Genomic DNA, 14,870 nt, shown 5'->3' with positions numbered 1-14,870 from the left:
GACGGGTCATTTACCCGGCTCTCTCCAGTCCCAGCATGCCTCGCGCCTGGATAAAGCACAGCAGCAATACGCCCCACAGCGCCATCGTCAAATAGGGGCTGATACCGAGGATATTGAACCCACTCTCAATAATCTGCAGCAGGAACAGCGCGAGCACCATCCCAACGATGCGCCCGCTACCGCCATCCGGATTCACGCCGCCAAGCACCGCCGCGAGGATCGACACCAGCAAATACGATTCCCCATAAGATGCTTTGGCTGAGTTCAGCTTCGACATCATCAGAAACGCAGCCACCGCGCAGAGCAGGGCCGAGATGACATATACCCACATCAACACCCGCCGGGTATTGATCCCGGAATAATGGGTCGCCCGTTCGTTGGATCCGATCAACATGATCGCCCGACCCAGCGGGCTTTTCTCCAGCAGCACCCGCAGCCCGGCCGCCACCACCGCAAAAAGCCACATTGGCAGCGGAATACCGAACCACTGGGCGTGATTCAGCCACAGCACCCACTGCGGATAGTTAGCGATGGCGCTGCCGCCGGTGATCAGAATATTTATCCCTTTGAGCAGGGTCATCATGCCAAGGGTAGCCAGGATCGGCGAAACGCGGATCCCGGCGATCAATATCCCGTTGCACAGGCCAATGATCATCGCCGCCCCTCCGCCAGCCAGCAGCGTCGCCAGCGCGGTAGCGCCCCCAGGCGGATAGCTCGTCGCCACCCAAGCCATCACCAGCGAGCAGGCGTTAGCCGTCGCGATAATTGACAAATTAATGCCGCCGCAAAGCATAGTCATGGCCATCGCCAGCGCCAGGATCCCCAGCACCGGCATTTGCGAGGCAATCGACTGGAAATTGCTGACAGACCAGAAGATGTTTGGCATGGCGATGCTAAAGGCGATAACCATCAGCAGCAGCAGGCCGATCAGGTAAAACTCAACGTTGTTGCGCCACGATTTTTTCATAACAAGCTCCGGTTCTGATGCTGGCTCCATGCCGTTACGCTGATGCTGACGACGATGATCGCCCCAGTGATCAGGGTCTGCCAGTAGGAGGAGACCCCTAGCAGGTTCAGGCCGTTCTGCATCACCGCCAGTAAAATCACCCCCAGCAGCGTACCGGTGAGAGTTCCGCGCCCGCCAATCAGGCTGGTGCCGCCCAGCACCACCGCCGCCAGCACCGTCAGCTCATAGCCCAGCAGTGAATCCGGCGCAACGGTCATCACTGTCCACGCCTGCACGACACCTGCGGCCCCCGACATTAGCCCCATATAGCCATAAACGAACAGCTGCAGGCGGAGCACGCTGAAGCCGACGCGGCTGGCGGATTCCCGGTTGCCCCCCATGGCATAGATCTTGCGGCCAACGGTGGTGAAATTCATGATAAACGCGGTCAACAGCACCACGACGATCATCGTCAGCAGCGGCAGCCCCAGGCCGTAATCGTAACCATCGGCATCGGTATATTTGAACAGCATAACCCCCTTTTCAAACCACGGAGGGAAGTCGTAGAGCCAGACACCTTTGCTTAACCACAGCAGCAAACCGTAGAAAATGTTGAGCGTAGAAATGGTGATAATGATCGAGGGCACCCGCAGACGATTAACCAACAGCGCGTTCACCAGCCCCAGCAGCACGCCGATGCCGCCGGCAAGCACAAAAGCCACCGCGAAGTTGCCGCCTACTTTTTGCAGCATCACCACCATGCCGTACTGGGCGATAATGGTCATAGCCGGGAAGGAGATATCAATCCCGCCGGCGATCAGCACCACGAACAGACCACAGGCGAGAATGGTCAGCATCGCATAGTTATTAGCGAGGTCGTAAATATTGCCGAAAGTGAAAAATTCCTCACTGCGCCAGCCCAGCAGCAGGCACAGCGCAATAATGAACATGCCTAACCAGAATTCATGTCGTTTCAACAGATTAGCCATTGACCACCTCCGCTATCTGCTGCTGGGTACTGCTGTCCGGCAGGAAGCTATGGGTCAACTCGCCCTGCTTCATCACCAGGATGCGATGACTCTGGTACCACGCCTCTTCAATCTCGTCGCAAATCATCAGCACGGCGATACCATGGGCAGCCAAATCGCTGATGATATGATAGATCCCGGCTTTGTTTGCGATATCCACCCCCACGGTTGGGCTATCGAGGAGCAGCAGCTTAGGAGAGATCGCCAGCCATTTGGCGATAGAAACGCGCTGGGCATTACCACCGGAGAGGGTATTCACCGGCAGATGCGTATCCGGCGCCTTAATGGTCAACGCGTTGACCATTCTTGCGACCAGCTGCTGAGCTTTACTATCACTCAATAGTCCGCAAGCGCCTTTCACTTTATGAAACACGGTGCTGATAATGTTGTTTTCAATCGACTGACTCATCACCAGGCCGCGCGACATACGGTCCTCGGAGACATAGCCGATACCGTGGCGGATAGCGTCCTGATTGCTACGCAACCGCACCGGGTGGCCATTTATCAGGATCTCGCCGCTGTCAGGGCGGGTCATGCCGAAAAGGCTCAGGCACAGCTCTGTTCGCCCGGCGCCCAACAGGCCGACTATCGACACTACTTCTCCGGCTTCGACCTTCAGGGAGACGTTATGATATTCCCCCTTGCGGCTGAGATTGCGCACCTCCAGCACCGGCGTACTGCCCTGCCCCTGCCACAGATCGCGCACCTGATAGTCAAACTCCTGGCCCGTCATCAGAAAACCGAGCCGGCGGGTGGTTACCTCTGCCGCCGGCAAGGTGCCGACCAGATTGCCATCCTTCAGCACGCTGATGCGGTCCGATACGGCCATGACCTCTTCCAGACGGTGGCTTACGAAGACGATGCAGATCCCCCTCTCACGCAGCTGGCGCACCACATGCAATAGTCCCTCCACTTCCTGATGGGTCAATGAGGCCGTGGGTTCATCCATAATGATAAGCCGGGCATCCTGCGCCAGCGCGCGGCAGATAGCCACCAGCTGACAGCGAGCGATGGAGAGCGATTCCACGGCGGCATCCAGCGGCAGCGAGACGTTAATACTGCGCATCGCCTGCTCCGCACTGCGTCGCAGTTCGCTGCGCCTCACCAGCACGCCGCGATGATAGTGGTTTATAGCAATGTTCTCCCACACGCTGAGATTGGGAAACAGTGACAGATCCTGATAAATCACCTGGATCCCATGGGCGACAGAGGCCGCTGGCGTCAGTTTGGGCCACGTCTTGCCGCCCAGCGTCATCGCTGCGCCCTCATCCGGGCGATAGACGCCAGAGATAATTTTGATCAACGTCGACTTCCCGCAACCGTTCTGCCCGGCCAGGCAGTGCACTTCTCCGGGCATAAAGTCGATGCTGATATCATTGAGCGCGCGGTTGGCGTGGAAGGTTTTGCTGACGTGTCGAAGGGAAAGGAAAGGTTCCATAGCATCCCCTGGCTGGTTAAGCCGGGGCGGCAGGCGCCCCGGAAGGTGGATTAGTAGAGCGAATCAATATTGTCTTTATTTACCAGCAGCACTTTATGGAAGCGGATAATATGCTTGTCGCTATCGACCTCCGCTTTACCGAGCTCTTTCAGTTCAAATCCCGGCTCAATGGTTTTGCCGTTCAGCAGGGTGCTGGCGACGGCCGCGAGGGCATAGCCGGCTGTCGCCGGATCGTAGGTGATCCCTTCGGTAATATCGCCGCTCTTAATAAGAGAAGCCGCCTGCGAGGGGATCATCATCCCGTAGACCGCGACTTTATTTTTCGCACGCTTCTCTTTCACCGCGCGCCCCGCGCCAATCGGGCCATTCGAACCAAAAGAGACCACCGCTTTCAGATCCGGGTAAGTTTTCATCAGATCGAGCGTGGTACGGCGGGAATCATCAACACTTTCCGCCACCGGCATTCGGCGGGTGACTTCATGCATGTCCGGGTAATGTTCTTTTTGGTATTTCACCAGCAGATCGGCCCACAGGTTGTGCTGCGGTACCGTAAGGCTACCGACATAGATAACGTAGCCGCCTTTGCCACCCATCCGCTTGGCCATATGCTCCACGTATTCAGCAGCGAACTTCTCGTTATCGATTATCTCCACATCCCAGTTGGCGCTCGGCTGCCCGGGCGATTCGTTGGTCAGTACCACGATGCCGGCGTCACGGGCTTTTTTGAATACCGGCTCCAGCACGTTGGCATCGTTAGGCACGATAGTGATGGCATCCACTTTACGTGCAATCAGGTCCTCAATAATTTTCACCTGCTGCGGCGCATCGGTGCTGGACGGCCCTACCTGGGAGGCGTTGAGGTTAAACTCTTTCCCGGCCTGGACTACCCCTTCACCCATCCGGTTAAACCATGGCATGCCGTCCACTTTTGAAATATTGACTACGGTTTTTTCCGCCGCATATACCGGCGCGGAAATAAGCGCAGCCCCCAACAGCAAGGATGAAAAAATATTAACGACCAGACGTTTATACATAATAATTAGCCTCAATACGTTGTAGTCAGACAGGGGTATGACGCAAAGCGGAAAAATAGATAGAAATTGTAATAATGTTAATAATTTAGAAGAGAATAAACACAAGCTGTAACAGCAGACAGGTAATATTCAGCTATAAATATGGATAATAATACTATAATCCTGTGGCGTGAGCTTTTTCACAAAAAAAATGCAACATAGTTTGTTGTTCCAGAATAATGATCGGGTCGCAGAGAAAATATATTTTTCCCGCTTCGTTATTTACCGAAAAACAATCACATAAATAACATCAGGAAAAGTATGTGATTTTTGATTGCGCCTCCAGCCCCTTCCGTGGCAGGATACTCCCTATGAACAGAAACGTTATCGTTACCTATCCCCGCCGTTGGTGGCTGCCTGCATAACAGGCGGCACGATACACGTTTCCATTTTCAAAGCCGCCGGAAGGCGGCTTTGGTGTTTTCAGGACGTCTTTCGGCTGAACAGTCTGATAAGGAGTCCCTGATGAACCATCCACAAACCATCCTCACCGGCGACCGCCCGACCGGCCAACTTCATCTTGGCCACTACGTCGGCTCGCTGCGCCAGCGCGTCGCGCTGCAGCATAACCACCAGCAATTTATCCTGATCGCCGACCTGCAAGGGCTCACGGACAACGGCAGCAATCCGCAAAAAATCAGCCACCATATCCTCGAAGTCATGGCCGATTATCTGGCCGTCGGCATCGACACCAGGCTCACCACTATTTGCCTGCAGTCCGCCCTGCCGGCGCTGGCGGAGCTCAGCGCGCTGTATATGAATATCGTCACCGTCGCCCGCGTAGAACGTAATCCGACGGTCAAAAATGAGATTGCCCAGAAGGGATTCGCCCGCTCGCTGCCGGTGGGTTTTCTCGCCTATCCGATTAGCCAGGCGGCCGATATCACCGCGTTCAAGGCCGAACTGGTGCCGGTGGGCGACGATCAGCTACCGATGATTGAGCAGACCAACGAGATCGTCCACAAGATGAATAGCCTCACCGGCGAGCCGGTGCTGCGCCACTGCAAGGCGCTACTCAGCGAAGTGAGTCGCCTGCCGGGCGTCGATGGCAACACCAAAATGTCGAAATCGCTGGGCAATACGCTGACGTTATCGGCCACAGAGGAGGAGATCCACCACGCGGTCAGCGCGATGTATACCGACCCGACGCACCTGAGAGTCAGCGATCCGGGGCATGTCGAGGGCAACGTGGTGTTTACCTATCTCGATGCATTCCACAGCGATAAGGCGCGGGTGGCAGAGATGAAAGCCCACTATCAGCGCGGCGGGCTGGGCGATCGCCAGTGTAAGAATGAGCTGGAGACCTGCTTGCAGACGCTACTGGCGCCGATCCGCGAACGCAGGGCCACTTTTATTCAGGATAAAGGGATGCTGCTGGAGCTGCTGCGCCAGGGCAGCGAACGCGCCCACCACCTCACACAGCAGACGCTGCATGAGGTGAAGCGTGGGCTGGGTCTGCCGGTGCTGTTCTGAGATGGTGAAATACTCCCTGTGCGGATAATTTTGTTAACACGCCGACAAGACCCTGCCTTTCGTATGGACAATATCGCCCCGGCTGTTACTATCGCGTTAACGGTAGCTCTCACTATGCGTGTTTCATTAAGGCCAGGATCGCTGATGATGACCACATAAGTAGCCCAGCGAGCGGCTGCGCATCGGCGCGGCAGAGCGCGGCGTCAGCGGCCCTCCCTCCACTTTTTCGTCCTTCGCAAGAAGGACGCTCCGCCCGCCGGAGGAAACACGCGCACCACTCAGCACAGGGAATCAAGCGAGTCGCGTATGGACAAAATAAAGAAACGTTGGGCAGGGTATTTTGTCGGCTTACTGGTGGTGCTCGCCGCCGCCGCATGGTGGCTGCTGCGCCCGCCGGGACTCCCGGCGGGGTTTGCCAGCAGCAACGGCCGAATCGAAGCCACCGAAGTCGATATTGCCAGTAAAATCGCCGGGCGTATCGACACCATTCTGGTCAAAGAGGGTCAGTTCGTGCACCAGGGAGAGGTGCTGGCGAGAATGGATACCCGGGTACTGAACGAGCAGCGTCTTGAAGCCGCCGCGCAAATCAAGGAGGCGGAAAGCGCGGTCCTGGCCGCCAGAGCCTTGCTCGATCAGCGACAAAGTGAAATGCGCGCCAGCGAAGCGGTAGTGAAGCAGCGTCAGGCGGAGCTGGATTCCACGGCGAAACGCCATGTTCGCTCCAACACCCTCTCCCAGCATGGCGCCGTCTCCGCCCAGCAGCTGGATGACGATCGCGCGGCCGCCGAGAGCGCCCGCGCGGCGCTGGAATCGGCGAAAGCCCAGGTCTCCGCCGCCCGCGCCGCCATCGAAGCTGCCCGCACCAGCATTATTCAGGCGCAAACCCGCGTCGAAGCCGCCCAGGCGACCGAGCGGCGGATCCTCGCCGATATTGACGATAGCGAGCTGAAAGCCCCCCGCGACGGCCGCATTCAGTATCGCGTCGCTGAGCCAGGCGAAGTCCTGGCCGCCGGTGGCCGGGTACTGAACATGGTCGATCTCGCCGATGTCTATATGACCTTCTTTCTGCCCACCGAACAGGCAGGTCTGCTGGCGCTCGGCAGCGAAGCGCGCTTGGTCCTTGATGCCGCGCCGGATCTGGTGATCCCGGCCAATATCAGCTTTGTCGCCAGCGTCGCCCAGTTCACGCCGAAAACGGTCGAGACCAGCGACGAGCGCCTGAAGCTAATGTTCCGCGTCAAAGCGCGTATCCCGCCGGAGCTGCTGGCGCAGCACCTGGAGTATGTCAAAACCGGCCTGCCCGGTATGGCTTACGTACGGCTGGATAAACAACAACCCTGGCCTGATGCCCTGGCGGTGAGGTTGCCGCAATGAAACTGACGCCGCAGGATACCTCGCCCCCCGTCGCCCTGCTGGAACATGTTGGTCAGCAGTTTGGCGCCACCATCGCGCTGCGCGATATCAGTCTGGCGATCCCGGCACGGCGTATGGTTGGCCTGATTGGCCCGGACGGCGTCGGCAAATCGAGCCTGCTTTCGCTGATCGCCGGGGCGCGGATCATCGAGCAGGGGAACGTGATGGTGCTTGGCGGCGATATGCGCGATGTGCATCACCGCCGCGAGGTGTGCCCGAAAATCGCGTGGATGCCGCAGGGGCTGGGGAAAAACCTCTATCACACTCTCTCGGTGTATGAAAACGTCGACTTCTTCGCCCGCCTGTTCGGCCACGATAAAGCCGAGCGCGAACTGCGCATCAACGAGCTGCTGCAGAGTACCGGGCTGGCGCCGTTTCGCGATCGCCCCGCCGGAAAACTCTCCGGTGGGATGAAGCAAAAGCTCGGCCTGTGCTGCGCGCTGATCCACGATCCGCAGCTGCTGATCCTTGATGAACCGACCACCGGCGTCGATCCCCTCTCCCGGGCGCAGTTCTGGGAGCTTATCGACAGTATTCGCCAGCGCCAGCCGGCGATGAGCGTGCTGGTGGCCACCGCCTACATGGAAGAGGCCGAGCGATTTGACTGGCTGGTGGCGATGAACGCCGGCGAGGTGCTGGCGACCGGCAGCGCCGCAGAGCTCAAAGCCCAGACCGGCAGCCAGACCCTGGAGCAGGCGTTTATCGCCCTGCTGCCAGAAGCACAGCGTCAGGCACATAGGGCGGTAGTTATCCCACCGCGCGACAGCCGTGAGGAAGAGATCGCCATCGAAGCGCGCGGCCTGACCATGCGCTTCGGCAACTTTGTTGCCGTCGACCACGTTAATTTCCGCATCGCCCGCGGTGAAATCTTCGGCTTCCTCGGCTCCAACGGCTGCGGCAAATCCACCACCATGAAGATGCTCACCGGCCTGCTGCCCGCCAGCGAAGGTGAAGCCTGGCTGTTCGGCCAGCCGGTCGACCCGAAGGATATCGCCACCCGCCAGCGGGTGGGCTATATGTCGCAGGCCTTCTCGCTCTATAGCGAGCTGACCGTCCGGCAAAACCTCGAGCTGCACGCCCGCCTGTTCCATATTCCGGACGGCGAAATCCCCGGCCGGGTGGCGGAAATGTGCGAGCGCTTTATGCTGACCGAGGTTGAAGACGCGCTTCCCGCCGATCTGCCGCTGGGGATCCGTCAGCGCCTGTCGTTAGCGGTGGCGGTCATCCATCGCCCGGAGATGCTGATCCTCGACGAGCCGACCTCCGGCGTCGACCCGGTGGCGCGGGATATGTTCTGGCAGCTGATGGTAGACCTCGCGCGGCAGGATCAGGTGACCATTTTTATCTCCACCCACTTTATGAATGAGGCGGAACGCTGCGATCGTATCTCCCTGATGCACGCCGGCAAAGTGCTGGCCAGCGATACGCCGCAGGCGCTGGTCGAGCAGCGCGGTTCAAACAGCCTGGAAGAGGCGTTTATCGCCTGGCTTAAAGAGGCCCAGCCGTCCTCTCCAGTACCAGAAGAACCCACGTCTGCTGTGGCATCGCATTCCGGACATACGGCTCCACGGCAGGCCTTCAGTCTTCGCCGGCTGTTTAGCTATAGCCGCCGCGAGGCGCTGGAGCTGCGCCGCGATCCTGTACGATCGACGCTGGCGCTGCTGGGGACGGTGATCCTGATGTTTATCATGGGGTATGGGATCAGCATGGACGTTGAGGATCTGCGCTTTGCCGTCCTCGACCGCGATCAAACCCTCAGCAGCCAGGGCTGGTCGCAGAACATAGCCGGTTCACGCTACTTTATCGAGCAGGCGCCGCTGCACAGCTATGACGAACTGGACCGCCGGATGCGCGATGGCGAGCTGGCGGTGGCAATAGAGATCCCGCCGAACTTTGGTCGCGATATCGCCCGCGGCACGCCGGTGCAAATCGGCGTGTGGGTGGACGGCGCGATGCCCAACCGCGCGGAAACCGTGCGCGGCTACGTACAGGCGATGCATCTGGCCTGGCTGCAGGAGATGGCCGGCCGGCAGAGCAGCCCGCAGCGCGATACCTCGCTCATCTCCATCGAGACCCGCTATCGCTACAATCCAGATGTGAAGAGCCTGCCGGCCATCGTCCCGGCGGTGATCCCGCTGCTGCTGATGATGATCCCGGCGATGCTCAGCGCCCTGAGCGTAGTGCGTGAGAAAGAGCTCGGATCGATTATCAACTTGTACGTGACGCCAACCACCCGCAGCGAATTCCTGCTCGGCAAGCAGCTGCCTTACATCGTACTGGGGATGTTTAACTTCTTCCTGCTGTGCGCGCTGTCGGTCTTTGTCTTTGGCGTCGCGCATAAGGGGAGTTTCCTGACGCTGACCCTGGCGGCGCTGCTGTATGTCACCATCGCCACTGGTCTGGGGCTGCTGATCTCAACCTTTATGAAGAGCCAAATCGCCGCTATTTTCGGTACCGCGATTATTACGCTGATCCCGGCAACCCAGTTTTCCGGAATGATCGATCCGGTGGCCTCGCTGGAAGGTCCCGGACGCTGGATTGGGCAAATCTACCCGACCAGCCACTTCCTGACTATCGCCCGCGGGACCTTTTCCAAAGCGCTGAATATTAGCGATTTGTGGGGCTCATTCATTCCGCTACTGATTGCGGTGCCGCTGGTGCTCGGGTTGAGCGTGCTGCTGCTGAAGAAACAGGAGGGATGATGCGCGGATTACGCAATATTTATAATCTTGGCGTCAAAGAGCTGCGCAGCCTGCTCGGTGATAAAGCGATGCTGGCGCTGATCGTGTTTGCGTTTACCGTGTCGGTGTACTCCTCGGCCACGGTGATGCCCGGTTCGCTGCACCTGGCGCCGATCGCGGTTGCTGATATGGATAAATCACAGCTCTCCTCACGCATTATTAACGCTTTTTACCGTCCCTGGTTTCTTGAGCCGGAGCTGATCACCGCTGATGAGATGGACGCCGGGCTGGATGCCGGGCGCTACACGTTCGCCATCAACATCCCGCCTAACTTCCAGCGCGATGTACTGGCCGGTCGGCAGCCGGAAATCCAGGTCAACGTCGACGCCACGCGCATGAGTCAGGCCTTTACCGGCAACGGTTACATCCAGAATATTATCACCGGCGAAGTAAACAGTTTTATCGCCCGCTATCGGGATAACAGCGTGCTGCCGGTAGAGCTGGCGGTCAGGATGCGTTTTAATCCTAACCTTGAGCAGGAGCGCTTTGGCGCGGTGATGGCGATCATCAACAATATCACCATGCTGGCCATTGTCCTCACCGGTTCGGCGCTGATCCGCGAGCGGGAACATGGCACCATTGAGCATCTGCTGGTGATGCCGATCACGCCGTTTGAAATTATGCTGGCCAAGATCTGGTCGATGGGCCTGGTGGTGCTGATGGTACAGGGGATTTTGCAGGTGCCCATTGAAGGGTCGATTCCCCTGTTTATGCTGGGGGTGGCGCTCAGCCTGTTCGCCACGACCTCAATCGGCATTTTTATGGGCACCCTCGCCCGCTCGATGCCGCAGCTGGGGCTGCTGATGATCCTGGTCTTACTGCCGCTGCAGATGCTCTCCGGCGGATCCACGCCGCGAGAAAGTATGCCGCAGCTGGTACAGGATATTATGTTGACCATGCCGACCACCCACTTCGTCAGCCTGGCGCAGGCGATATTGTATCGAGGCGCCAGCTTCGCCATCGTCTGGCCGCAGTTCTTAACCTTGCTGGCTATCGGCGGAGTGTTCTTTAGTATCGCGTTGCTGCGTTTTCGTAAGACTATTGGTGAGATGGCATAAAGGCTTAAGAAGGGCCGTCGACTTACGGCGGCCGAATGGTTTATTTATGGCGATTCATAAAGCGACGTAAACCCCAGGTGAAGGCCATCGCCATACTGAAGAGAATGAACAGCAACACCACCCAGCTGATGGAGATGCGCAGCAGCGTGCCGGGGGTCATAAACGGCTGCAGATACACGGTGAAGGACTGGGCGGGTGATTTTCCCAGCAGTTCATAAACGTTATCGGTGAGCCACACGCCGACCCGACAGAATAACCAGATAATCGCTGGCCAGCAGAGCAGCACCAGAAAGGTAAAGCGCTCCTGAATGTAAGTGAAGAGCTGGCGCAATGGCGACCAGTTAAGCAGGATTTTCATTTCTATTCTCATTTGCCAGCCGAGAACCTGCATATGTCTCGCAAGGTATTTCGGGCAGCATCCATACAGGCAATCATCCCTCTTTGTATATCAAATTTGCTGCCATATAAACCAGATCAAGTTAACAAAGTGTTAATGATAAAGCTCATTTAGACAAAAACAGGGAAGAAGCATACCGTTCGCCACAATACATCCGGAAGCGAAGTATCCAGTCACGGAAATATTTTTTCTGAAGCGTAAACGCGTTATTTTGTGGGAGGAAGAGGCCGCATCATTATTTTACCGGGGCACAATATAATGGCGCTGAAATAAAGAGATAATATTAATCGTAGCTGCTGATAATTATTTTCCGACTTGTATCATCCGGTAAATTCACTATCCGGTTGACCATGCCACAAGCATTCGTCACGCTATTTTGCGAAGCAATAAAGGCGGTGCTGCGCACCTTGTCCGGCCACAGGGACGTAGCCCCGTGTCGGATCCGTAGCCCCGGCAAGCGCAGCGCCACCGGGGAGACATGCCGGCACGCTGGCCGGACGACAGAAACGCAAAAAGCCCATCCGGCAGGATGGGCTCTTCACTTGTTTGATGCCTGGCAGTTTATGGCGAGCGTCCTGCCCGCCACCCTCCGGGCCGTTGCTGCGCAACGTTCAAATCCGCTCCCGGCGGATTTGTCCTACTCTGGAGAGCGCTCACCGACAAACAACAGATAAAACAAAAAGCCCGGTCTTTCGACCGGGCTTTCTGCTTTATTTGATGCCTGGCAGTTCCCTACTCTCACATGGGGAGACCCCACACTACCATCGGCGCTACGGCGTTTCACTTCTGAGTTCGGCATGGGGTCAGGTGGGACCACCGCGCTAGTGCCGCCAGGCAAATTCTTTGTGCTCAGTACGCAATTCTTTATCGCATCAGCTGCGTTGCCTGCGCTCGTAAAGTCAGTCACATACTTCAGTATGCTCCTTCCTTTCCGTCGCTTGTCGCCTTGCTGCTGCGCAAATTATTGCGTACTCAACTCTGAATCTAAGCTGAAAATTCTCTCAAATCGCCAAAACATCTTCGGCGTTGTAAGGTTAAGCCTCACGGTTCATTAGTACCGGTTAGCTCAACGCATCGCTGCGCTTACACACCCGGCCTATCAACGTCGTCGTCTTCAACGTTCCTTCAGGAGACTTAAAGTCTCAGGGAGAACTCATCTCGGGGCAAGTTTCGTGCTTAGATGCTTTCAGCACTTATCTCTTCCGCATTTAGCTACCGGGCAGTGCCATTGGCATGACAACCCGAACACCAGTGATGCGTCCACTCCGGTCCTCTCGTACTAGGAGCAGCCCCCCTCAATTCTCCAGCGCCCACGGCAGATAGGGACCGAACTGTCTCACGACGTTCTAAACCCAGCTCGCGTACCACTTTAAATGGCGAACAGCCATACCCTTGGGACCTACTTCAGCCCCAGGATGTGATGAGCCGACATCGAGGTGCCAAACACCGCCGTCGATATGAACTCTTGGGCGGTATCAGCCTGTTATCCCCGGAGTACCTTTTATCCGTTGAGCGATGGCCCTTCCATTCAGAACCACCGGATCACTATGACCTGCTTTCGCACCTGCTCGCGCCGTCACGCTCGCAGTCAAGCTAGCTTATGCCATTGCACTAACCTCCTGATGTCCGACCAGGATTAGCTAACCTTCGTGCTCCTCCGTTACGCTTTGGGAGGAGACCGCCCCAGTCAAACTACCCACCAGACACTGTCCGCAACCCCGGTGAGGGGCCAACGTTAGAACATCAAACATTAAAGGGTGGTATTTCAAGGTTGGCTCCACGCAGACTGGCGTCCACGCTTCAAAGCCTCCCACCTATCCTACACATCAAGGCTCAATGTTCAGTGTCAAGCTATAGTAAAGGTTCACGGGGTCTTTCCGTCTTGCCGCGGGTACACTGCATCTTCACAGCGAGTTCAATTTCACTGAGTCTCGGGTGGAGACAGCCTGGCCATCATTACGCCATTCGTGCAGGTCGGAACTTACCCGACAAGGAATTTCGCTACCTTAGGACCGTTATAGTTACGGCCGCCGTTTACCGGGGCTTCGATCAAGAGCTTCTCCTTACGGATAACCCCATCAATTAACCTTCCGGCACCGGGCAGGCGTCACACCGTATACGTCCACTTTCGTGTTTGCACAGTGCTGTGTTTTTAATAAACAGTTGCAGCCAGCTGGTATCTTCGACTGGTCTCAGCTCCATCCGCAGGGACTTCACCTACACACCAGCGTGCCTTCTCCCGAAGTTACGGCACCATTTTGCCTAGTTCCTTCACCCGAGTTCTCTCAAGCGCCTTGGTATTCTCTACCTGACCACCTGTGTCGGTTTGGGGTACGATTTGATGTTACCTGATGCTTAGAGGCTTTTCCTGGAAGCAGGGCATTTGTTACTTCAGCACCGTAGTGCCTCGTCATCACACCTCAGCCTTGATTATCCGGATTTGCCTGGACAACCAGCCTACATGCTTAAACCGGGACAACCGTCGCCCGGCTAACATAGCCTTCTCCGTCCCCCCTTCGCAGTAACACCAAGTACAGGAATATTAACCTGTTTCCCATCGACTACGCCTTTCGGCCTCGCCTTAGGGGTCGACTCACCCTGCCCCGATTAACGTTGGACGGGAACCCTTGGTCTTCCGGCGAGCGGGCTTTTCACCCGCTTTATCGTTACTTATGTCAGCATTCGCACTTCTGATACCTCCAGCATGCCTCACAGCACACCTTCGCAGGCTTACAGAACGCTCCCCTACCCAACAACACATAGTGTCGCTGCCGCAGCTTCGGTGCATGGTTTAGCCCCGTTACATCTTCCGCGCAGGCCGACTCGACCAGTGAGCTATTACGCTTTCTTTAAATGATGGCTGCTTCTAAGCCAACATCCTGGCTGTCTGTGCCTTCCCACATCGTTTCCCACTTAACCATGACTTTGGGACCTTAGCTGGCGGTCTGGGTTGTTTCCCTCTTCACGACGGACGTTAGCACCCGCCGTGTGTCTCCCGTGATAACATTCTTCGGTATTCGTAGTTTGCATCGGGTTGGTAAGTCGGGATGACCCCCTAGCCGAAACAGTGCTCTACCCCCGAAGATGAATTCACGAGGCGCTACCTAAATAGCTTTCGGGGAGAACCAGCTATCTCCCGGTTTGATTGGCCTTTCACCCCCAGCCACAAGTCATCCGCTAATTTTTCAACATTAGTCGGTTCGGTCCTCCAGTTAGTGTTACCCAACCTTCAACCTGCCCATGGCTAGATCACCGGGTTTCGGGTCTATACCCTGCAACTTAACGCCCAGTTAAGACTCGGTT

Annotated in this window: 9 protein-coding genes, 1 rRNA gene and 3 other annotated features; of the genes, 4 read left to right on the top strand and 6 right to left on the bottom strand. The window is 56.9% G+C overall.

Features of this window, described 5'->3' with window-relative positions; translation table 11 throughout:
• Positions 1–10: 10 nt before the first annotated feature.
• Genes DR88_RS23100 through DR88_RS23115 form a run of 4 tightly spaced genes read right to left on the bottom strand, consistent with a single transcriptional unit; the run spans position 11 to position 4,446 of the window.
• Positions 11–967 carry an ABC transporter permease gene (locus DR88_RS23100; RefSeq protein ID WP_025862025.1) on the bottom strand — a complete coding sequence of 319 codons (957 nt, stop codon included), beginning with the start codon at positions 965–967 and terminating at the stop codon, positions 11–13.
• Entirely contained in the window at positions 964–1,935 is a 972-nt protein-coding gene (locus tag DR88_RS23105; RefSeq protein ID WP_004146909.1) for an ABC transporter permease, read from the bottom strand. The genes DR88_RS23100 and DR88_RS23105 overlap by 4 nt, the downstream gene beginning before the upstream one ends.
• Positions 1,928–3,412 carry a sugar ABC transporter ATP-binding protein gene (locus tag DR88_RS23110; RefSeq protein ID WP_004146908.1) on the bottom strand — a complete coding sequence of 495 codons (1,485 nt, stop codon included), beginning with the start codon at positions 3,410–3,412 and terminating at the stop codon, positions 1,928–1,930. The genes DR88_RS23105 and DR88_RS23110 overlap by 8 nt, the downstream gene beginning before the upstream one ends.
• A 50-nt stretch (positions 3,413–3,462) precedes the next feature.
• Complete coding sequence (locus DR88_RS23115; protein WP_032443784.1) at positions 3,463–4,446, bottom strand: autoinducer 2 ABC transporter substrate-binding protein; 984 nt, start codon at positions 4,444–4,446, stop codon at positions 3,463–3,465.
• A 504-nt stretch (positions 4,447–4,950) separates the two neighbouring features.
• On the opposite strand from DR88_RS23115, the gene trpS reads away from it, so the two are divergent.
• From trpS to DR88_RS23135, 4 genes are all read left to right on the top strand, one after another.
• On the top strand, positions 4,951–5,958 hold the full coding sequence (trpS, locus tag DR88_RS23120; protein ID WP_025862024.1) for a tryptophan--tRNA ligase: 1,008 nt from the start codon (positions 4,951–4,953) through the stop codon (positions 5,956–5,958).
• Between the two features lie 306 nt (positions 5,959–6,264).
• Positions 6,265–7,332, top strand: a complete 1,068-nt coding sequence (locus tag DR88_RS23125; protein WP_004146904.1) for an HlyD family secretion protein — start codon at positions 6,265–6,267, stop codon at positions 7,330–7,332.
• A complete protein-coding gene (gene rbbA / locus DR88_RS23130) occupies positions 7,329–10,073 on the top strand; it encodes a ribosome-associated ATPase/putative transporter RbbA (protein WP_004146903.1) in 2,745 nt (914 codons plus the stop codon). Before DR88_RS23125 ends, rbbA begins: the two co-directional genes overlap by 4 nt.
• Positions 10,073–11,170, top strand: coding sequence for an ABC transporter permease (locus DR88_RS23135; protein WP_004146902.1), 1,098 nt, complete (start codon positions 10,073–10,075; stop codon positions 11,168–11,170). The genes rbbA and DR88_RS23135 overlap by 1 nt, the downstream gene beginning before the upstream one ends.
• A gap of 40 nt (positions 11,171–11,210) precedes the next feature.
• On the opposite strand, the gene DR88_RS23140 is transcribed toward DR88_RS23135, so the two are convergent.
• Both DR88_RS23140 and rrf read right to left on the bottom strand, forming a co-directional pair.
• Positions 11,211–11,528, bottom strand: coding sequence for a hypothetical protein (locus DR88_RS23140; protein ID WP_002887322.1), 318 nt, complete (start codon positions 11,526–11,528; stop codon positions 11,211–11,213).
• A gap of 758 nt (positions 11,529–12,286) precedes the next feature.
• Positions 12,287–12,402, bottom strand: a 5S ribosomal RNA gene (rrf, locus tag DR88_RS23145).
• A 208-nt stretch (positions 12,403–12,610) separates the two neighbouring features.
• Positions 12,611–13,483: a sequence feature (23S ribosomal RNA rRNA prediction is too short), on the bottom strand.
• 1 nt (position 13,484) lies between these two features.
• Positions 13,485–14,241 (bottom strand) — a sequence feature (23S ribosomal RNA rRNA prediction is too short).
• 6 nt (positions 14,242–14,247) lie between these two features.
• Positions 14,248–14,870: a sequence feature (23S ribosomal RNA rRNA prediction is too short), on the bottom strand.

Source organism: Klebsiella pneumoniae (genome assembly GCF_000742135.1).
GTDB classification, from domain to species: domain Bacteria; phylum Pseudomonadota; class Gammaproteobacteria; order Enterobacterales; family Enterobacteriaceae; genus Klebsiella; species Klebsiella pneumoniae.
This window is presented reverse-complemented; position numbering and strand designations above follow the sequence as displayed.